A 20,734-nucleotide genomic window follows, 5' to 3' on the forward strand; every position below is an offset into this window, starting at 1 on the left:
TGTCAGTTTGCTATGCTGTTATTGATTTGTTTGCTTGAGATTTGCAATAATATATCCTCCGGTTGTTGATATATTAGTCGCATTATCTGGGGTATGCAAGCATCGATTGCGTTATAACAAGTGTGTATCATTGCATTCAGAATCGAGTAGTTGATAGCACCGTTGTCTGTATTGACCATCATCGTAGATACGATTTCTCCGTCTTCTTCGTCCATGTTGAGACATATTCCGGGAGCTTCATTGTTCATCTTGTTCAGAAGAAGTATGGCGGCGGTTCTTTTCTCTTCCGGAACTTTGATCGGCATAGGCATGTGGCATCTCATCCAGTCGTTTTCTTCGTTGTACAGAATGAAGGCTTTTATGTTCATACCGTTGCTTGTCATGCCAAATGTAAAGAAGTGGTTTTCTTCGTCACATTGATAATCTGCACCAACGCTTTCCAGGAATTCTTGTAGGTGCATTCTTAAGGGTTTTAGTGCTGTTGTTTCCATGATTGTTTCCTTTCTATTATAGAGTCCTACGATATTAGTTCATATTTACATTCGGGGAACCATCGTTCCAAAATGTTATTTACTTCCGATTCAATTTCAGGGGTAATGTATTTGCACACCTTTTGATAGGCAATGGTTAGTGATACTACTTCGTCTATCCAGCCGATGATGGGTAGGCGTTTAGCCGAAATTAAATCAATGGGGAACACTAAATAGGAGATTGCAGATGCAATGAGTAGCTTGTCTGATTTGGGAGCATCTGGGCTTTTCATTACATAATACAATAGGAGTAAAGGGCGTGCACTTACTCTTCCTGCTTTTCTGGCATAGTCGCCAAGCTTTTCCCATAATAGAGGGTAGTTGATGAGGCTTTGCTTTTTCATAATAATTTCATTTTAACTGTTTCTTATATAGAGGCTGAATTTTTATTTTTCTTGCAGATAAAACGAAATTTAACTATTATAGGCTTGTATAGTAACTAAATCATTTGGTCATGATAAACTAAAAGAGTCGGTTTATTCTAATTTCTTTTGACTACTTTTCTTATATTATTAAGAACCCTTCCACTATTGGCTTTGCTATTTCCGGTTCTTTTATCAACCAATCCATTGTCAATAGTGCAGCAAGATAGTTCATGCATTTGTGCTTTTTTATATGCAATAAGCTAATTCCTTGCACTGTTATATCTTGCATCTTGTTTGCATCATACAACCAATCGTTAAGCAAAGGAACAAGTTCCTTACTGAGATGTTGGCTTTCTGAGGCTGCTAATGCAGCTCTCTTTTCATTATATCCTTCTCTTTTTTTTAGCGTCTGTATAATTTCATTGTATTCCATAATAGTTAAGCATTAAGATGTTTATGATATGCGGACATTGTGTCAGCAGCAAATACCCGGGCGTCTATTTCGACCGGTTGATAGTAATATAAACGAGCACCAATTTGGGCTAACCCCTCATTTGTATAGGTGAAGTTTCCGATAATTGGAATTCGTATAGGTTCTCCATCAGCATACCCAATTTGTTCAAAGTTCTCACGCCAGCTTTCCACTTGTGCTTCTGATTGATGAACCATGCGTTCCTCAACGTTATAGTGTTGATATGCGTGACGACCCTCGTGAATTAAAGTCTCAAGCATTTTATCTAATATCGCAGGATCCGTACCGGACAGTTCAAGCATTGATTCGTTTATAGCAATGTCACCATTGAGTTGATAGCCAAACAAGTCTGCCTCCATTTGTTCGGAACGGATATTTGCTGCAGGACGATGTGCTATCATTGCAATTTTCTGTTCGAGTTCATTGAGTAAAGCAACTTTTCCCTCCATTGTCTGATTCACCCAATTTTCATATTGGATGCCATCTATTTCACACATACTTGAAGCTATCTGTTCTTGCTGGACTTTATCCGATGGAGCTTCAAGATACTTGGGTTCAAGATATGAACGAAATTCTTTCCACACATCACTATCCTTACCAAAGTGGTCCATATGCACTTTTGTGGATAACTGCGGTTTAAGACTTTTTACACGCATATCTATAGCATCAATCAATTCTTTTAGATTGCCCGATTCTATGTCTTTTATATTTGTTATGCCTTCGCTGCCAAGTACATCTTCCATGTAACTGGTTTGCTTTTCGTCAAACTTAAAATTCTCGTATTCATTACCTAAATCTTCTAAGGTATTGCCTAACTCCCAATTTTCTTGGGAATTACCGAAAACTCCGTTTGAACTACTGAATTGTGAAAATACTTCTTCCATAATAAAAATGTTGCATAATTAAATTCTCGGCATGTTGCGAATCAGACAATTAACCATGGGAACCCAATGCGATGGATTACTCCAGAATTTGCCAATTTCCGTATTGTGGCAAAACTTACCTACGGCATTCTTTACATGTTCGATTTTCTCATTGATATTCATTTCATTCCATACAGGATTTTCTTGAACGCTATTGATATATTCAAGTTGATTGTCATCAAACTTAGAAAGAATCTCCGCATCTGAAATTCCTTCAGGATTGTTCTCCAAGCGTTGAGCAAAATCTTCGAAAGCCTCGAAAGGACTATGGCTTTGCTGTACTATCCCTTCCATATTTAATCCGTTGGTCATAAATACCTCCTTTTTTACTTTGTTTTATTAATCTTACACCAAAAAATATCCTCTTCACTACTATTAGAGATTTTACCTGCATTAATTCCAGCAACAATAGCTTGACCAATTGATAATTTGGGGATAATTTTTCTTTGATCCATGCTTACTCCCATAGCATCAGCCACCATTTCTACATCGTCAAGCGAGAGCAATTTATGAATAATTTTCATATTCGTATTCTTTATTGCATCAGGTATCAATCTGCTTGGCACTTGGTCTACAATCATGATACCTTGTCCATAAGCACGTATTTCTGAGAGTAGATTACTGAATAATTGACCACACTTATACTGGGGTGAATCAGGATTAGGGTTGTTCATCATCACGCGGTGTGCTTCCTCTACAACCATCAGATGATGCAAATCATTGTTGTTGAAATTGAATTGAGGTGTTTCTGATACGGCTATTCTGTATTCATATAGATACAGAAGTAATAGCCCCATAACAAATGTACGGTCGGAATCATCGCTCACTCCGGAAAGGTTAATTATTACACGACGATTGAAGAAGTTATTCCATGTGGGCCGTTTAATGCCATCTTTTTCTTCTAACTTGCTAAGCTTTTTGTAACCGCCAAGTACCTCATTATTCAAGAGTTCTCGTTTCCAACCTGAAAGCAGATTGCCAATCCTCAAATTTACTGCTGCATAGATGTTGCCGGTAACGCGAGGTTCATATCCTAAGTTTAGAACTACAGGCTTTATTCTGCAACTCAATAATCCCAAAGTAGGATATAGTTCCGGGAGTGGAGCATTTTTGCTTCGGTTTAGCCACCTTTCGCCATTGGTATATATGTCGCGTATGAGCGATTCCATGACAGTCGGTAAAATATCTTCCATAGGGAATGCTAAAGCAAATATGGACTTTATCCGATCCATGTGTGCTTGCACGTTGGGTTTATGACCGTCCAGGCAAACTGGTTCAAAAGGATTCAGCTTAAGTATATCTTCTAAGGCATATTCCCTTGGTTTACCGTTTTTGTCGCAATGCCAGTAGCTATCTTTACCGGGCATATATATGACTATTGGTTGCTCGTCCCTTCTCTCGCCATTTGCTTGATCAAGTTTTAGTTGTTCGTTAAATGATATTGCCCAGTCTACATATTCCGTCTTTGCCGGTTCTATTACCATAAAGTTACGGTTATACTGATTCATGGCATTGAGAACACTAAGGACTGTGTTAGTCTTGCCACTGCCGTTTACACCACAAACTAAACTGTGGCGGGTTAAGTTGTTAAGCTCAAATTGACAGGGAATGTTAGTTTCCGCACCATTATACATTAGATTACCAATATGTGTATGCGTTTCCATTTTACTGCAGTCGGGAATATCTAGTCTGAACTGTGGAGCTGGCTCTACAACACTCACTCCCGGTACTGTGTGCAATGGCAAATTAATCATAGATGTCAACTCATCAGTAGTGAGATAGCTTATTAATTCTGAAAAATTCCGTCCAAAAGGATGATTAAAAATTTCTTTTGTTTCTCGATTTGTTACATAAAGCTCTGGTGGAGTTATAAACGGTATAATATCGGCATCACCATTTCGCCTGTTTGGGTCTCTAACAAAACTTGAAATGTCGTGTACTCGAATTGGCTCTAATCGGGATGCACTTCCGCTCAGGATTGATCTCAATTGGATTTGTGATGTAGCATTTTCTCCATCTGTAAATAGATAGCATCCTACACGCCACATGCCTTTTGCCTTTCCTTCCCGATAGCGTTCCCCATGTTGTTTTAGCTCTTCAGTGATAGCTTGAATATGCCCATTTACAATAGTTTGTCCTATACTTTGAGAATACGATTCGGTAATACCATGTGACTCACCTTTTGCTATTGACTCGCTTTTATTATGACCTTCATTATGCGATTTCTGAGGGATAAAGCTACTTAACATACCTAATCCCATCATAGTTCCACCTCCCAACAATTGGGCAGCGGCTGTAGCACCCACTGCACCAGATAAGGCACTGGCGGCTGAGCCTATCAATGCAGCAGCAGGAGGGAATGCCGCAACGGCAGCAATGCCAATCCCAATCCCAATTAAAGTCTTTACGGCAGATCCTATATCACGGTGTGATTCGCCATCGTTCGAACTTTCACCTATAGTCTCGGTTATCGTTTTAGTAAATGTTTTAGAAATACTTTCTTGCAAAGAATTTGTTAGATTAAACTTTTCAAAGGATTCAGCCTGCCCTTTCATTTCATCGCACATATATACGATGTTGTTAAGTTCTTCTTCTTGCACAGGATCTGCTACTACCAAATATGCAATGTCGCCTTTAGGTTTGCAGCCACCTAACAAATATTCTATAGTGGACGGATAATCTGTTTTTTGTAAATCCATTGAAGGTATGCCTGTGAAGGCATAAGCGTGGTCGAAACGTTTATGAATATATCGTTTGATATTATCATCGGCTCTTCTGTCAATAACATGGGACTTCAAACCAGGCCAACTAACATTACAGAAAGCATCTATTTCTTTTATTGCATTACGAGAGTTGTTTGTATTGCAATCTTCGTCACTTTTAAGACCCAAATAAATCTTGAAGTTGCAATTTTCTCCTATAATCAAAAACAATAATTGTGTTTTAGGTATAGAACAAGCATGAAGAATATTCTGCAAGGCGGTAAAACATCCTTTTAAATCACTATTAAATGGGCGACCGACTTGCTCTATCTGCATCCAATAAGTATTATAAAGTTTGCTATCTGCATCGATACGTTTCCAAATATTGTATAAAGAGCTTTCATTGTTTGGTAATGAAAAATTTCTTCTCTGCATACAATATGAAGTGCTCATAGCCATAGCTGTGGACGTTGAAATCTGTGATATTACATCAACAGTTTGAGATGATAGTTGGCAATCCATATTTATATATTTTTCTACTTATAAATCAAAAATACTATTATTAATATCATGTGTAGCTAATGTACATTTCCTTTGTAAGTCTTGGAAGCTCCTTTCTATTTGGTTACGACATTTTAATGCGGCTTGATGTTCATCAATAGTAGGATTAATCTCATTAGAAAACGAAATAAATACCGATTTTAAAGGTTCTATAAATGTAGATCTTGTAGGGCCTGTTAAATCTAATGTTTGATGTCTGTGTTTATTCAGAGAGTTCTCTGATACTGAGCCTCCTGTTGCTCTGATTACTTCATCAGATTTTTCTACTAGTGTTTTAAGCAAATTAAGCTTGTATTCTTTTGTGAAACTAATATTTATATCAAAATTAATATTTATATCGATTATATCTTGATATGAACCTTGAGGAAAAAATATTTCCCAATATTCCTGATAAAGTCCTCCAACTTCTTGATGAATTTCTTGAGCTAATTCCACATTTAGTTGTCTGCATATTGTCTCAACACTAACTTCACCTTCAGATTTATCGATAAAGTCAAAGACGCGGCGATATAAAGCATGCAGTGATTTATATCCTTCAACTAGTGAGACCTTCATGCCTTCTTTGATCTTTATCCATAGAGGATTTATACTATTTTGTCCATCATTTATTATAGAATCGAAATCGCTATTTAGAGTGTTTTCAAGAGACATTCCTACTGTACCATTATACCATTGAGTAAGGACCTCCACCATTTTGTCACAATACAATTTATGTACAATATTTGAAACCTTTGTTTCTAATAGCTCCTTAAGAATGTTTTCAGACAACCATTTTTCTTTGAGTATATTTTCTATTTTTTCTATAATAGGTTTTGATTTATGATGAAATACACCGTATTGTACTATGCCTTTAGAAACGGCATATGATGCATCTGGATCCCAAAGTAATGTATTATTGTATTTTACGCCAAACACTTTTTCTATATCCGGCTTAATAAAGCTCATCACAGATGCGCCACCTGTGAGAATAACATAGTCAATACTACCACCCATTTCAGAAACCTTTTCTTTGAATGCCTCAAAAGCGGTTATGATTTTGGGTTCATACTCACAACATTCGGGTGGAACGCTTTGATTACAAACTTGGGAAATATTCAGGTTGTGAAAATCAGATTCTTTGCTATTTAGGATTTGCCGTATAGTTTCCTCGTTGTATCTTCTAGAACGATGAGTATTTGGTTCTGTGTCAAATCCAAAATATATTAATGAGATGTCTTCTCTGGCAGCATCTGAGATTTTAAATGAATAATCTGTTAGACGAGCCTCTCCTAATAGGGCATTCTCATGAGCCGCTACTGAATTATAGAACTCTTCCTTTAGCTTTCTTAGTGCAAAGAATATCATTTTTCTTAGTGTAGTTTTACTGGGAAACAGTTCGGCAGCCTTTGCAAAAGCATTTAGAGCAACTGATTCATGTCCCATCATATAATAAAAAAGAGCCTTTTCTACAATATGAGCTCCTAATTCTATGCCATTGTGATAAAACTGATCTCCTTGATACCATGTAAAATCTATGGTACTTGAGCCAAAGTCTATGACTAACAAACCCGGTTGTTGGATAGTATTGATATCTATTTCTTTTGCGAAGTTCCTGCAATTCATAAATGCAGCGCGTGATTCTTCAATAACTTCTTCACATGGAATTCCTATTTCATTAAGAAATATCTTATATATTTGCTTTATATTCTTTTCGTCTTTAGCCCAACCGGAAGGACATGCAGCATATAGAGAGAAATTACATGGGTCTGTACTTAAATTGTTTTGCCTTATTATATTAGCATATACGCGCTTGGCAAATTTAATAAAATGACGAACCGTGTAATTATCTCCTTCTTTCTCCTCCTTTATTTGTTCAAGAAAAGATAGCTCTGTATTTTTATCAGTAGATTCATTATTGCTGTCTTCGTTATCCAATGTGTTCAGCTTTTTGAAAAATAATCTCATGCCAATTATGTCCAAGGTATTTGAATCTTTTTTGAAAAATGATTGATGAACATTCCGCAAAAAATTGGCTAAAGGAGTTTTAAAGCAATCATTATATTCAAAGCTGCCCTCATCCGACATGCAATCTTTTATGTTATCGGATTTAGGGGAGATAATCCATTCGTTATCTACACTTTTGCAAATGGAAGAAGTTATCTTTCCAGGGGTTCCTTTAATTCTTGAAATTAAAAGCTCCTGCTTATCATTTTCAATATCGATATAATTGGCTGATGTTTCGCCATCACCAAAATCTATTCCTACAATATAGTATGCCTTATTCATATTAGTTGTTTTTAGGAAGATACACTATGCCTTTTACTATGATTTCTTTAGTCTTTATGTCACAAATAGTTGGACTTATCATTAGAGGTTCTGTGCATTCGGGTGGATATTTAATTTCGAAATATTTCTTATGTTCATTGCTGTACTCTATCACATCATAACCTTGCTTGTAAAGAGCATTTGCAACATCTTTCAATACTAAACTTGCACAATTTTTATCTTTGCAAAAATATATGTCACTGATAATTGACTGATATGATTTTACCAATTCTTCGTATTGATTGAATGGTATGACGGGTTTCCCTTCGATTGTAACATAGGTGGTTTTGGGTTGATTAGGAACATTTGAAATGTTGTTGATTTTGACAATAGCTAAATCCAAACTTGTTATGATTAGGGCTATATGTTTGTATATTTCTCCTGTGTTGATAGTGTATTTATATTTTAAATTATTTGATTTCCAGAATACTAGTTTATACATTATAGAGTAAAATGATTTGTTCTTTCTCCTTCTTATATACTTTGTTATAGAAGGATGGAGCTTAATCAAATCTATCAAAAACGCATTCTTTTCTGGTAGTTCGTCAGATATGTCTTTTATTAACTTGTCCCATTCTATATTAAATACATCTATGATTTCATTTATGGAATGAAAGGATTTATTAGACAATGTGCTAATGATTTCATCCTTTTTCTTAGCAAGAATTTCTATACAATTCATATTATTTATTGTTTTTGTTTATATATATCAAAAATACAGTTGTTGCTATATAGCTCTTTTCCCTCAAAAATAGAAAACTGTGTTACATCATGAATGTCTTCTGTTTCTATACCCATCATTATTCGGATTAGGTGTAATGTAGAAGAAAACTTTCCAGGCTTGTTTATTAACTTTAGTCGCAAATTGCCTTTTTCTAATTTCATAGGGAGTGCTCTTATGTATTGTCCTTCAACTTCAGTTATGTAGACACATTCACCATAAGGTAATTTATATACTTCTATGCCATTGATAAAAATTGTTGCAGCTTCTTCCTCATCACCTTTGATCTCAATTTTGTGAAGACGTTCCGGCTTGCCTAAGGATTTGCTATATTTAATTGCTTCCTCTTCTGTCATCACCTTTTTCCCCGGTAATTTGAGAGAACTGCCGCTTTGAACATAGATTATGTCCGCATTAAGATCTGACGCACCTAAAGCCATGAAGAATTTCTCTTCTGTTATATTCTTGCCGGTTAAAGTAGATAAACTTTCAAGCCCGTTCTTGCGAATATCGGAATTAGAGTTGCCGCTATTTTCCATTTCAATCCACGTTTTAACGATTTGGAAGCACTCTTTGTCTTTATCCTTCCAATAGTACACCTTATCAGGGTGCATATCACGAACAAACTGGCGACGGTTATCCCAAAATTGTTCTAAATCAAAATAACGTCTGAAGTCCGTTAGAGTAACTATTGTCTTTTTGTTTAGTTTCATACTACAATGTTTTGGGTAAATAATAGTTGATAGCTCCTACTATGGTATCATAAAGCACCATATCATATAATCTCATTGTCCCGTATGTTATATTTTGTTCTTTATAGGGGGTATATATCATATTGTCATCATCAAATTGTTTGAAATCCAAAAAACTTTTACCGGAAGCAGGTTCAAACTGATTTTTGAAAAGCGAGAAAAAACATTTAGCTATATCGCTCAGATTAGTTTCTCCATAGGGGCGGAAATCCTTTAATATAGCCTTGACTGCCTTGATAATAGCATCATGGTCATATACAGAGGAACCACTTGAAGGTTGTAATTGGGGATTTACTTTGAATTTAGCTTCTTTGATAATAGATGAAATATCGGCTCCTGTAAGAAGTTTGTTAGAAGGCTTCTGCTTTACCCTCCACAAATATGTTTTGCATTCGTTGCCTGTACACTCCTCTTCCTGCAGTGAGCATTTCGCCGGATGATCTGAACAGCAATCATCAAGTACTTTCAACCAAACTTCGTCGTCAATTAAACTTTCGGGAAATAGCTTACTGGACATTGATTTTCGTTCTTGCTTACGATATCCGTCAAGTTCTTTCTGGTAATCTTCGTTTTGCTTTTTGAGGTTGCCCACAAATATCTGGGCACATTCCTTTGCTGTAGGCATAAACGTGAAGAATTTGCAGTCGAAACGTTCTGAGCGGAAAAGTTCGGGTGGTAATTTAGTAACATCATTGGATGTGGCAAATACAAAGCAAGCAGATGTTTTTTCTTGCATCCAGGTTAAAAATTTGCCAAACATTCGTTGCCCTACACCTCCGTCACTGGCACCACTGTCAGAAGAACTGAAAGCTTTTTCTATTTCATCAACCCATAATACACATGGCGCCATATTTTCAGCTATGTGCAGTGCATTAATCATATTATGCTCAGACTCTCCTTGAATGCCTCCACGCAGAGCGCCCATATCAAGTGATATCAGTGGCATTTTTAACTTTTTTGCAGCAGTTTTTGCCATAAGGCTCTTACCCGATCCGGGTACTCCGGTAATTAAAACGGCATTTGGAATATCAATATGTTGCTCTTTGGCGCGCTTGGGGTCTTCGAAAATGATAGAATGGTCATTTAACCATTCCGTTATTCCGTCTAAACCGGCAGCATTAACAACTTCGGTGCTCTCCCAACGTAGTCCGGGACAATTTGCTAATATTTGTTTTTTTGACTCATGAATAGCTGAAATGATCTCTTTTTCGATGGCCGCATCATAATCAATGTTTTGACAAGCTATCAATTGATCCATCAATTGCTTGATGCGCAGAGCGCTGAATCCTCGAAAGCTGACTTTCATTTGACTGAATAACGAATGCTTGTCACTCAGAACTGTACGGGGAATCTGGTTTCTATCTAATTGGGTGAAAATAATATTTTCTATCTCTTCATCGCTTATAGCACCAACTCTAACTGTGCAGGTATAAGGTGATAATACCCCGGGCACGGTTTGTTCATTAGGAGTGACAACTATCCACAATGATCTTCTGACTAAATCTATCTTTTTCGGGACATTATAGTTTTTGGATGATTTAGTATCAAGATATGCTGATATGAAAGCGTTGAGATGTGCTATAAGACTTTTCTCCCACTGCTCAATGTAGGATATATATAATGTTGGAGTGTGGATGTTTTTTATGTCGAATGAAACTCCAACTTGATAGTTATCGGAAATACTTTTACCTTCCCGGAAGAATTCATTCTGGCCTAAGTGTACGATTGAGGAATCATTGCTGTTATAGCATAGTCGTGGCATAACACTGTCAGCAGATTGTTCTCCAAATAGCATTTCGTTTATTAATTCAAGCTGATTGGTTGGGATATATACAATAGGGGTATGAGCAAGCATCGCGGTCTTGATTTGCTCTACCATGCGTCCGATTTGTGTCTTTTGAAAATCCATATTGCTTAGTCTTCTATTATGATATCTTTTTCATTTACTTGTTCTACGACTTTTTGCTTGGGCAGACCTACCATTACGGAACGGTTACGTTCGGTAGCCATATAGCGAGTCGCAATAGCAGGCTCGCGCCTCAGCCAGTCCAACATCAGAATCGCACGGATGGGCTTCATTTCATCATTTTCTGTGAGTTCGCGAAAGCTTACCCCTTCAACCTCGATGTCTGGGACGTAAGAAGACAGGACATCGAAAACTGCTTGTTTGAATTCGTGTGGCAGCTTTCTTATACGCTGTATGTTCCGGTAAGCTGATGTCGGATTCAAACCTTCGTCTTCAATAAGATATCTGAATAAACTAATATATTTTATTATTTTCATGATTTTCCAGTTTCAAAATTAGTTGTTCGTATAGTAACCTTCTTTTAATCGTTCTTCGAATCCAAATGTGTCAAGTTCCACTGGTTGTTTTCGATATGCTTCATCACTTTCATATGGGCTAATGTAATTTCTCATATTCTGTTCCCACACTTGAATCAATTCTTCGGAATAACCATAATCTTTTCTATCTTCAATGGCGGCCCATTGGCGTGCATGTTTCAATTCGTGGAAGATCGTGAAGATTTGCTCTTTAATTAGTTCTGTATCGCCGGAGTAAAGATAAACGCCATTAATACACAACAGGTTATCTTTCCTATTATAGAATCCGCAACCATATTTCATGTTTTCTTCTTCAGTTGTAGGATAAACTATTACAGTTTCTTCAGTGGTCACATCCATTATTTCTTCAGCCTCCTTTTCTATTTCCATAAAGAAGTCCGGCAATTCGTCAACAGACATTTGAGAAAGACGTTCTTCTATACCATTGGGAAACTTTTCTTCCAGATACTGCCGTACTTGAAGTGCCAGTTTTTGATCTGGCACTTCGGGACAGTACGTGGATTCAAATTGCTCAATTTGCCGAATATAGTCGGAGCGTTCTCTCACTCGTTGTCTGTGTTCATTCCATGCGTTGGAACGCTCCCGGATTTTATTCAATATGGAACTGAAGAAATCCTTAACATTCTCGATTGCAGATAATATGAATCCCATGATATGTATATTTATAGGTTTGTCTATGCTTGGGTGGTTACTACTGTAATGGGAGACGTTTCCGTTGTCTGCTCTACATTTTTATTTGTGAGTAAGTCTCGAACCCATGAAATGAATGTTTCTGCTTTTTGCTTAATCGCAGGCCATGCAATTTCTCGCCAAGTGGCTACGATCTTGTCAAAGATGTTGCCGGCACCGTCCATTACCGAACTTAAAGTGTCGGATAAGCTGTTGGAAATGCCAATGCTAACCATTAGTGCCATTCCGCCGGCTACGATAATGGCGAGTAAGGAAGTGCCTAGCAGGCCAATTAACGATGCCATCGTGAACATTGCCAAATTTATGGTGACATAAATAACCCCTGCTGTTAATGCAGTCCAAAGCGCTACACCGCCAATAATCTTTAATACTTTGATCGCTTTTTCAATCGTAATCTTGCCGGTACGGGTGTCCTCTATTACGTGAGCTTGTTCGATACCGGCTGCTGCAGCAATAGCAATCGTTTCAGGAGATACCTCTTGGCCTTTGAGTGAAGCAATATCTTCATTTTGGTATGCGATGTAGGTAGCAAGTGCAGTTATAAGTTTTGCACGCATGTCATTCTCACTTCCAAGCAATGTTTCTTGTATTGCTTCTGTTCCATTAGGGAGCGACTCCATCAAATCTTTCACTTTGTCAATAGAGGTCATGCAAAGTGTGTTGTTGTTGAGAGCATCGGCAATCTTTTCAATTGCCTCGTCAAGCATCTCATCGGTAACGTCACCGATAGGAGCAAGCCCCTGTTTGATAGTTTCAAAGTCTTCAATCTGTGATGCTTGCTCTGCATCAAAGTTCTGTACGTTGAGTACATGGAGAGCGGCGAGGAAGTTGATATACAGTTCATACTTTTGCTCGTTAGTAAGATCCGTACCCAATTCTTTCAGTTGCGACACGTAGTCGATGCCATCCTCTTTGAGTGCTTCTGTAAGATTGGTGTTGAATGTTTCAATTCCTTTATGAAAACCTTTTACTACTTCGTGAGCATCTTCGGCAAAGGTGCCGGGGCGCTGGTCGAGATAAAAGTTAACGAGATTCTCATCAATAGTCAATTCTGAATTCTCGGACTTGTTGTAAGCTGCGAAAAGCTCCTGAATTTTCAGTGCTTCTTCTTTTGTAAAATTAATGTTCATATTAGTACTATTAAACGTTATTGTTTCGTTTTGTACCTTTATAGAGTCATTCAGTTCTTCTTTTCTAACTTCGTTCACCACATTTTTTTCATTATACTGTTCTTCATCCATGCCAAGTATCTCATTTGCAGTATCCATGTTTATCTCATAATTGAGAATAGAAGCATGAATAGCAGCTGGAGCTTCCCCATTTTCAATGAGTTGTTTCTCAACTTCAATCATCTTTGATTGAGGGAGGGCATTGCAAACGAATTTGCTAAAAGTGCTGTCATCAATTTGTTTCATTTTTCTAGTTTTTTTGTTCGTTGTACTTAATAAGCAGATGATTCAAAGCACGTCCTTTCATCAAAGACATAGCATCTTGACGTTGCTTTACAGACCAATTAGATTTTACTTGATCACTCGTCATTCCATTTTTTGCAAGAGGATGTATCATGTCCTCAACCATCGGATAAGCGTCAATTGCCGGCATCTTTTTTATAACCAGACAGGTAAGTACCAACTTGTCCTTTTCACTTAGCTGTGCAAAAGCTTTTCTCATGCGGGCTTGGGTCAGGCTTTCGCCATCATCTTCTGCTTGATCACATAATAAAAGAGATTCGTAATCCTTATATTCGAGCAAATCAACTTCATTGTTTTTTTTCTTTTTTTCTTTTTTAGCCAATTTATAGAAATGCCGGCATGTAATCAGTGATGTATATGATTGCAAATTACAGTCTTTTGCCTCATAGAGAGATATTTTGTGCCACTCCGGTATATTGTTGACAAAAGGAGAAGACAAAAACAAATAAAAATCAGCATAGAAGTTTTCTCCCATAATTCTATTAATCTTTTCTACTAATAGGGCGCTCATTGGTCCTATATAGTAGTTGACAACTGCTTCATAGTTGTTTATTATGCGACGTGCTACCTCTAAATTGGCTTTATACTCGGGATCAGTTTCAAGTTTTTTTTTTAATTCATCCCAAGACATTCCTTCCCAATGACAATCAGATGTAATTCTTATTTCTTCTTTCATACTTGTTTGCATTATGATTATTCTTAAAATTATGCAATGAAGGAATTTGTTATATTCGAATGTTGTTTGATTGGATATCAAATTCCATTGTGTTTTCATTAATAGTATTATGTTATTTTTACGTTCAAAAATACCCAATAATAACTCAAATACAAATCGGAATTAAGTGGGAAATGGCCTAACGTGTGGAATGATGGTTTATTAGGCCTAAAATGAGGATTATTCTGATGTTTTTTGACCTTGAAAAAAGATGCTACGTGATTGAAGGGGCTATTGCTGTAAAATGGTAAGTTACTTATTTTGGAGTGCGAACGAAAGAACTTGCTGTTGAATTCTAATTTGTTGATTATACTTTTGTTTTAAGAATAAAGCATGTATATAAAGGTTATGCAAAGGTATATTGAAATATACTCTTGTATATTTACAAATATCCTATCTGGATTTATGTAACTAAGTATATTGGTTTTACTGTAGGATCTCAGGTGATATTTCACAAATATTCAGTCTGTTTTTTTTATTCGAGGAATGCTATATTATTCTATGTATTGAAAGCCGGCCTGTTTAAAGAAAACCATGCATGAACTTTAGCTGATAAAGGCGTTTAATATCGTGTAACACACCTTTTTCTTTACTTTCGTATCCTTTGTTTAATCTTGACCACAATTGTGAAGCACAAGATTAACTACTGTGAAGCACAATACTTACAATTGTGAGACGTATTTTGATTATATTTTGAAGATAAGTTATTGATTATCAGTATATACATTCCGTTGATTCCTCCAAATCCTACATACAGCCCTACATGGATAGGGTTAATACTGATTTCTTTCTGAATGCAAATATAGACAATAAAATTTAATGTAAAAGGCTTATAATGAAGTTTTTTCGGGGGAAGGCATATTTATACGGTACTAACCGCACCATGTAGGGTGCATTGGGGGCTACAAAAAACATCCATGTATCCCATTTTGGCGATACATGGATGTAGTCTACTAACTGGTTTTCAATAATATATAAAGTGGGGTGAAGTGTATTCAAGTAGTGTCATGTAGGTTTGTCCGATAACTGTCATTTTCGAGGCTCTTCGCCTTTCAGTTCTATAAGACGCGATGAATTTTCTGCTGAATATTCCCGCCGGATATAAGGAGCCGGATTGAACTTGATAACTCTCCTGTCAGATATGTCATACATGACTCTTCCTCCTTTTACTCCTTTTACAGGACCTTTACCGTCTTTCGGCAGGTATTTCTTGACATTACTCCTTTTCCTGACCTGGAAAGTGCCCAGTCCGGCTATGGCAACGTCAGTATCATTTTCAAAGGCTTCTACCAATGTCTCAATAACGGCATTCAAACCGTTTCTGACTTCCCTTTGAGTCATACCGCTTCTGCGGGCGGCCTTAGCTATCAATTGCTCTTTATTCATGGAAATGGCTTAGGGGTGTTCTGCATTCATTCTTTTGAAGTTGTGCATACTGTAATTACCTATCAGAAGGTATATAAGCAGGGACGGGACGGCACTGACAATTGTTATCAGAGCCATTACAGCTATAAAAATACAGAGCAATACTTTTTCCAACAGGTTCAAGCAGAAATGTTTTAACTTGCCCGACAGGGTATTTTTCCTATTGCTTATCATAATCACTAAGTGCTATTAAATATATATCAAGAATGAACGTACGACGGATACCGGATAACTATTACTACGTACCAATCATCATCCGGGTGATTCCACGAGGGATGTATCCAACTTTAAACACTGTATCTTTTACCTTTTGCCCGCTTGCGTTCCGATATCCCGCCGAATGGTATGGACACAATAAACGTTTTTTCATAGAGATAAATGGGATTTACCCATAACACAAACAAAACAAACAATTTATTTTATACTTGTCAAAGTACCCGGGCAGTCATTATTCGGCATTAGCCGGGGTACCTTCTTCGGGCTGTTCCGTTACAGGAGCGGCACTCAATGTAGTTATTTGCTTAGTCACAGCCTTGAGCAACGCCATGTTCTCCTCAACGATAAGTTGCAGGGCACTCTTGGTTGAAGTGATGGCTTTGGTGGCAGAGATAGCCTTTAATCCCACCGGAATGGCTTTTACGGCAGCTTCCGCCATCTCCGGGAGTTTAGTGAAAGTATTCTCCTGGGCTTTGACGCGATCCAGTAACGCTTCATATTCGGCTTTCTTCGCTTTGATAACCTCAGCGTCGTTTCCGGCAATAGCCATAACTTCACCTACATTCAGTGTCAGGGTGTCTATGCCGGCGTACTGTTTACGAATATCCATCGCTTCCTGATAAGCACCTGCACATGCATCAATATAAGCGTCTACCTCTGCGATCTTAGTGGGAGCCGGTTTCTTCCATTTCCCGAGTTTGGTGGGTTGCAAACTATCGTTATCGGTTGATTGCGCCGAAACGGTTCCAAGGAAAGAGATGGAAATCAGAAACAGGAATAATACATTTTTCATTGTCATAATTTTAATTGTTTTAATAGATTTATATTTATTTTATCAGGTGGATACTTAAAGCATCCTTGTCGTAAAATTCTTCGTCTTCATATTTTTTATTTATCCTATAGCCGGCTCTTTTTTTCTTGATTGATTTCCAGGGATTTGCCCGGTTTGAATTTAACAATCGTCTTTGCGGGAATCTCCATTTTCTGACCGGTTGAAGGATTATACCCCTGGCGTGACGCATGTTCCTGCACCCGGAAAGTTCCGAATCCCACAAGTGTGACGGGTTCTTCTTTATGCAAACTGTCTCTGACCGTGTCTGTGATGTGGTTTAAGGTCTTCTCCACATCCGCTTGTGACATGCCGCTACGAATAGCGACCTCTTGAATCAATTCTTTCTTGTTCATCTTTTTAGTTTTTAATAATATTCATAGAAAACAGATTCACCTGCTTTGCTTCTTTTAATTCCAATCATCTTCTTCCTTAAAGAGCCCGTACTTCTTCACCAGTTCCGAGAGTTCCGGATCAAGATTCGCGCGGAATTTCATTTGTCCGTTCATATCTACCGCAGTGAGCAACAGCCGCACTGCTTTTTCTTCATCTCCCAAGCGTGCCTGAAGGATGGCTTGCATGTACTTGTTTTCGGCTGTCTGGGCCGATTTCTCAAATATCCGCAAAGCAGCCTTGTCATATCCCAGAGACATGTAGGCGATGGCCGTATTCACATCATCATACGGACGCAGCATTTCCAATGCCTGTGCGTATTTACGTTTCTCCAGATACTCCACCCCCCGGGCATACGTCGTATCAGGCTCGTTGGTATAAACCGTATCCTGCTTCATTCCCCTGCGGGAGAGGCTGAAGCGGAAGTCTACCGCACGTATTATCGGATAGAGTTTATCTAACATATAAGCATATTCCGGCTTATATTTGCTTTTTATCAGCCATTCGCGCCGGTCGGGTTCCTGTTCGCGGTCGATAATCCGCAATATGGCGTCTTTATGGCCTTTGAAGTCCGCGTCATTCACAATCAGCCGGCGCAGCTTGACCCAGTCCTCGGGTACGGTACGTATCTTTATCAGCTCAGGCAGGTTCGGAATCTCATTTTCCACTTTGTGGTGAATCAAGTTGCCCGATTCGTCCATCTCGACGTTGACACCCACAGACAATGAATCGTACAGCACGGTAAACTCCTTTGCCAATACCTCACGGATCGATTGCGCACGCTTCCGGGCTATCTCCCCGTTGACCCGCCAACTGCCTTCGGGAGACGAGGTGGCGAAGAGCGTCAGGCTGTCTATCCGGTACACAGGATCGGTCATCAGCGCCAGGGTAAGGTCCTTCACTTTCTTTACTCCCTGCCGATTCACGTCAATGGTTTCGTCCAGATTGAAGCTGTTTTTCGGAAAGTAAAAATTCACACTCGTATTGGCTTCCGCGTCTCGGGCAATGATTTTTCGCACATAGCGCGGAGTCTTGTCTATAAATTTAGTCATAGAACTCACAAAATAAGTCAGCGTATCAGACTTCGGGAGAGGATATTTATCTCCCTTGCCGCTCAGCACATTGCCTACCACGAACACTTTCATACGTGCCGAGTTTTCATCCGCGGGCACCTTCTGCGAATAGAGGAACTTCACCTGGTCGGCGGCATAGATCACCGTGTCCAGCTCCGCCTCCGGATTGAACGGGAAGCGCACGATGTCACGGTATTTCTCGTCTTTCATCGCTTTACGAGCCTCGTTACGGGCTATCTTCTGCGTGTTATAGAACTTTTGCACCAGGCCGGTGGAGTCGAGCGAATTGATGTGCGATATCCAGTTTCCGTATTTTTCCTGCAGGGCGGCATGCCGCACGGCGGGCGGATGTATGTTATACAGTTCGCGTATCAGGTGGTATTGCGGGTAGACTGACCGTAGACTCTCGTAACGGTCGATATAATGCCTTACCGTTGTCACCGGGTCGAATCGGCTGAGTTCGAGTTCCCTGGACACTTTATGACCGGGCAGGTGCAGCTGCAACGAATCGGTCAGGTCGCGGCGATAGGCGTATAATGGCGACTTGCTACGGGTAAATCCTGGCCTGCCCATACCCAAACCATAGTATGCGAATACGCCCTCTTCCGAAAAGCTTGCCAATGACTTCTGCCTGGTCTGTACCGTATCCGGCCTTTGCGCCGTCAACCATAAGGGAGGCACTGTGTCTACATCCGGACGGCGAAAGTGGAACATCGGGAAGAAGTCTCTTACCTTCACGTAACGGCGGGCATATTTCTCTTTCAGCCGGCTGTGGTCGGTAAATATTGAGGTAGTGTCACGTCCCGCCAGCATTGTACGCAAGAATTTTATCCCCGCATGGCTTTCGGCCCTTCCGTCTTTGTTTTGATAATGCCGGCTAAGGGCGGCAGCCATCCGCTCCATCTTGTCATTGAAAAAGCCGAAACGGGAATTATAGAGGCGCGAGTCCACACCTCCGGCATAATAAAGCCTGCGTTCCGCCTGCCGCAGGGGAGCAAGCGATGCCCTGTCATAAAAATAGTTTTTACGGGTAACCAGTTCTCCCGCCTGATAGTTGGTGCGGAGATCCCATTTGTGGTTGAAGTAACGGAAACGCTCCTGCAAACCGGGCCACTGAGATTGCAATGTGTCGTTCATCCGTGCCAGCGCACGGTCGTACTGCCACTGTTGGCGCTCAATCATCCGCAATGAATTATTCAGCATATACTCTTTCAGCAGGCTGTCTCTCCGCATTACCTGCCGGTTGAACATATCGAAACGAAGCAGCAGCGGGTCCGGAAGGCGTTTTTTGGCATCCTGTATAGCCCAAAGCTTTTCCAGCTTGCGTTTATACCATTTCAGGCGTTCCAGGTAGCGTTCAAAGGAACGGTAGTTTACGTAGGTACGGTAAAAATTGGCGGAGTCGGGAATGATCTTCTCCACATAACGGTCATAGCGACGATAGTCCCATTCCTGCAACTCGCGGAAGCGACGGCCTGTGAAGCGGAGTTCTTTCAGAGAGTCGGGCACGTTCCCCCTCAGCAGCACGGGGCGGACCTTGACCATCCACTCCTCCCGCTGCAGCGCCTTGGGCACCGTCACAACAAACTCCACGTTGATCAGTCCGTTCCGCTCCGCAGTGTTGCGCGTCGAACCGGCGGACACCACCACTTCATCCAATGCCATCGTGGTCAGGTTCTCTTTATGGACACTGTCCCATTCCACCGACATGCCCACGGGAATGCTGTCCCCTTTGGCGCCGACAAAGATAAAGTTCAGGACCGGAGGCTGATCGGCCGAATCGCGTCTGGCCACCTCCACCGGTTCGGTCCGGCGGTTGGCGGGCAATGCCAGTGTCACCCTCGACTGCTCTTTGTAGAGCCTGCCGAACGGCGAACATGCAGTGACGACCATGACCAGAAACAGAATATGGAAACTTTTACTACTCTTCATACATCATCCGTGCGCAGGCTTAATGCCAGGCCTCAGAACAAATAAACAAGATTAAACGCCACTTTAGGTGTCGGTAAGAAATAAGTCCCCGATTTCACCTTATCACCGCAATGTCCGCAACGGTATTTCGTGTAAGGGGTGACAAGCAGCCCCAGCCCCGCTTCCACCTCCATGTTCCAGCGCTTGCTCAGAAGCCAGGAGCGGCCGTAGGTCATTCCAGCGCCGTAGCCCCAGCCCTGGTAACGGTAGTCGAGCACCTTGTCCCATGCCACGTTGAAGCGTGCGCCCATGGCATACATGCTGATGAAGTTTCCGG

The 20,734-nt window shown here is 39.8% G+C and carries 19 protein-coding genes; all 19 read right to left on the reverse strand.

What is annotated here, in order from left to right:
• Positions 1–2: 2 nt before the first annotated feature.
• Positions 3–461, reverse strand: coding sequence for a YbjN domain-containing protein (locus QZ135_RS15350; RefSeq protein ID WP_294611091.1), 459 nt, complete (start codon positions 459–461; stop codon positions 3–5).
• A 56-nt stretch (positions 462–517) separates the two neighbouring features.
• A complete protein-coding gene (locus QZ135_RS15355; protein ID WP_294611129.1) occupies positions 518–877 on the reverse strand; it encodes a DUF1232 domain-containing protein in 360 nt (119 codons plus the stop codon).
• A gap of 157 nt (positions 878–1,034) precedes the next feature.
• Positions 1,035–1,328: a hypothetical protein gene (locus QZ135_RS15360; protein ID WP_294611093.1), complete on the reverse strand. Its 294-nt coding sequence runs from the start codon at positions 1,326–1,328 to the stop codon at positions 1,035–1,037.
• Positions 1,329–1,333: 5 nt separating this feature from the next.
• A complete protein-coding gene (locus QZ135_RS15365) occupies positions 1,334–2,251 on the reverse strand; it encodes a hypothetical protein (protein ID WP_294611095.1) in 918 nt (305 codons plus the stop codon).
• Between the two features lie 18 nt (positions 2,252–2,269).
• Positions 2,270–2,602: a hypothetical protein gene (locus QZ135_RS15370; protein ID WP_294611097.1), complete on the reverse strand. Its 333-nt coding sequence runs from the start codon at positions 2,600–2,602 to the stop codon at positions 2,270–2,272.
• Between the two features lie 14 nt (positions 2,603–2,616).
• The gene (locus QZ135_RS15375; RefSeq protein WP_294611099.1) at positions 2,617–5,514 is read right to left on the reverse strand and encodes a DUF87 domain-containing protein; all 2,898 of its coding nucleotides are present in this window, start codon (positions 5,512–5,514) and stop codon (positions 2,617–2,619) included.
• Between the two features lie 18 nt (positions 5,515–5,532).
• Entirely contained in the window at positions 5,533–7,818 is a 2,286-nt protein-coding gene (locus tag QZ135_RS15380; protein WP_294611101.1) for a hypothetical protein, read from the reverse strand.
• A gap of 1 nt (position 7,819) precedes the next feature.
• A complete protein-coding gene (locus QZ135_RS15385) occupies positions 7,820–8,539 on the reverse strand; it encodes a hypothetical protein (protein WP_294611103.1) in 720 nt (239 codons plus the stop codon).
• A 5-nt stretch (positions 8,540–8,544) separates the two neighbouring features.
• A complete protein-coding gene (locus tag QZ135_RS15390; RefSeq protein ID WP_294611105.1) occupies positions 8,545–9,291 on the reverse strand; it encodes a hypothetical protein in 747 nt (248 codons plus the stop codon).
• A 1-nt stretch (position 9,292) separates the two neighbouring features.
• Complete coding sequence (locus QZ135_RS15395; RefSeq protein ID WP_294611107.1) at positions 9,293–11,239, reverse strand: AAA family ATPase; 1,947 nt, start codon at positions 11,237–11,239, stop codon at positions 9,293–9,295.
• Between the two features lie 5 nt (positions 11,240–11,244).
• Complete coding sequence (locus tag QZ135_RS15400) at positions 11,245–11,613, reverse strand: hypothetical protein (protein WP_294611109.1); 369 nt, start codon at positions 11,611–11,613, stop codon at positions 11,245–11,247.
• An 18-nt stretch (positions 11,614–11,631) separates the two neighbouring features.
• Positions 11,632–12,324: a hypothetical protein gene (locus tag QZ135_RS15405; RefSeq protein WP_294611111.1), complete on the reverse strand. Its 693-nt coding sequence runs from the start codon at positions 12,322–12,324 to the stop codon at positions 11,632–11,634.
• Between the two features lie 23 nt (positions 12,325–12,347).
• Positions 12,348–13,778, reverse strand: a complete 1,431-nt coding sequence (locus QZ135_RS15410; protein ID WP_294611113.1) for a hypothetical protein — start codon at positions 13,776–13,778, stop codon at positions 12,348–12,350.
• A 4-nt stretch (positions 13,779–13,782) separates the two neighbouring features.
• Positions 13,783–14,511 carry a hypothetical protein gene (locus QZ135_RS15415; RefSeq protein WP_294611115.1) on the reverse strand — a complete coding sequence of 243 codons (729 nt, stop codon included), beginning with the start codon at positions 14,509–14,511 and terminating at the stop codon, positions 13,783–13,785.
• A gap of 1,068 nt (positions 14,512–15,579) precedes the next feature.
• Positions 15,580–15,936 carry an HU family DNA-binding protein gene (locus QZ135_RS15420; protein WP_294611117.1) on the reverse strand — a complete coding sequence of 119 codons (357 nt, stop codon included), beginning with the start codon at positions 15,934–15,936 and terminating at the stop codon, positions 15,580–15,582.
• A 487-nt stretch (positions 15,937–16,423) separates the two neighbouring features.
• On the reverse strand, positions 16,424–16,984 hold the full coding sequence (locus QZ135_RS15425; RefSeq protein ID WP_294611119.1) for a hypothetical protein: 561 nt from the start codon (positions 16,982–16,984) through the stop codon (positions 16,424–16,426).
• A 104-nt stretch (positions 16,985–17,088) separates the two neighbouring features.
• Positions 17,089–17,376, reverse strand: a complete 288-nt coding sequence (locus tag QZ135_RS15430) for an HU family DNA-binding protein (RefSeq protein ID WP_294611120.1) — start codon at positions 17,374–17,376, stop codon at positions 17,089–17,091.
• Between the two features lie 54 nt (positions 17,377–17,430).
• Positions 17,431–20,418 carry a hypothetical protein gene (locus QZ135_RS15435; RefSeq protein ID WP_294611122.1) on the reverse strand — a complete coding sequence of 996 codons (2,988 nt, stop codon included), beginning with the start codon at positions 20,416–20,418 and terminating at the stop codon, positions 17,431–17,433.
• 32 nt (positions 20,419–20,450) lie between these two features.
• Positions 20,451–20,734, reverse strand: a 284-nt coding sequence (locus tag QZ135_RS15440) for a DUF3575 domain-containing protein (RefSeq protein WP_294611124.1), incomplete at its 5' end; no start/stop codon positions are given.

It is taken from the genome of uncultured Bacteroides sp. (genome assembly GCF_905207245.1).
Lineage (GTDB): Bacteria > Bacteroidota > Bacteroidia > Bacteroidales > Bacteroidaceae > Bacteroides.

Coding starts and splice junctions, on each gene's coding strand:
- QZ135_RS15375 (WP_294611099.1), bottom strand. CDS start 5,514: ATGGATTGCCAACTATCATCTCAAACTGTTGATGTAATATCACAGATT.
- QZ135_RS15380 (WP_294611101.1), bottom strand. CDS start 7,818: ATGAATAAGGCATACTATATTGTAGGAATAGATTTTGGTGATGGCGAA.
- QZ135_RS15430 (WP_294611120.1), bottom strand. CDS start 17,376: ATGAACAAGAAAGAATTGATTCAAGAGGTCGCTATTCGTAGCGGCATG.
- QZ135_RS15420 (WP_294611117.1), bottom strand. CDS start 15,936: ATGAATAAAGAGCAATTGATAGCTAAGGCCGCCCGCAGAAGCGGTATG.
- QZ135_RS15385 (WP_294611103.1), bottom strand. CDS start 8,539: ATGAATTGTATAGAAATTCTTGCTAAGAAAAAGGATGAAATCATTAGC.
- QZ135_RS15365 (WP_294611095.1), bottom strand. CDS start 2,251: ATGGAAGAAGTATTTTCACAATTCAGTAGTTCAAACGGAGTTTTCGGT.
- QZ135_RS15360 (WP_294611093.1), bottom strand. CDS start 1,328: ATGGAATACAATGAAATTATACAGACGCTAAAAAAAAGAGAAGGATAT.
- QZ135_RS15395 (WP_294611107.1), bottom strand. CDS start 11,239: ATGGATTTTCAAAAGACACAAATCGGACGCATGGTAGAGCAAATCAAG.
- QZ135_RS15370 (WP_294611097.1), bottom strand. CDS start 2,602: ATGACCAACGGATTAAATATGGAAGGGATAGTACAGCAAAGCCATAGT.
- QZ135_RS15350 (WP_294611091.1), bottom strand. CDS start 461: ATGCACCTACAAGAATTCCTGGAAAGCGTTGGTGCAGATTATCAATGT.
- QZ135_RS15415 (WP_294611115.1), bottom strand. CDS start 14,511: ATGAAAGAAGAAATAAGAATTACATCTGATTGTCATTGGGAAGGAATG.
- QZ135_RS15400 (WP_294611109.1), bottom strand. CDS start 11,613: ATGAAAATAATAAAATATATTAGTTTATTCAGATATCTTATTGAAGAC.
- QZ135_RS15405 (WP_294611111.1), bottom strand. CDS start 12,324: ATGGGATTCATATTATCTGCAATCGAGAATGTTAAGGATTTCTTCAGT.
- QZ135_RS15425 (WP_294611119.1), bottom strand. CDS start 16,984: ATGAAAAATGTATTATTCCTGTTTCTGATTTCCATCTCTTTCCTTGGA.
- QZ135_RS15410 (WP_294611113.1), bottom strand. CDS start 13,778: ATGAAACAAATTGATGACAGCACTTTTAGCAAATTCGTTTGCAATGCC.
- QZ135_RS15390 (WP_294611105.1), bottom strand. CDS start 9,291: ATGAAACTAAACAAAAAGACAATAGTTACTCTAACGGACTTCAGACGT.
- QZ135_RS15435 (WP_294611122.1), bottom strand. CDS start 20,418: ATGAAGAGTAGTAAAAGTTTCCATATTCTGTTTCTGGTCATGGTCGTC.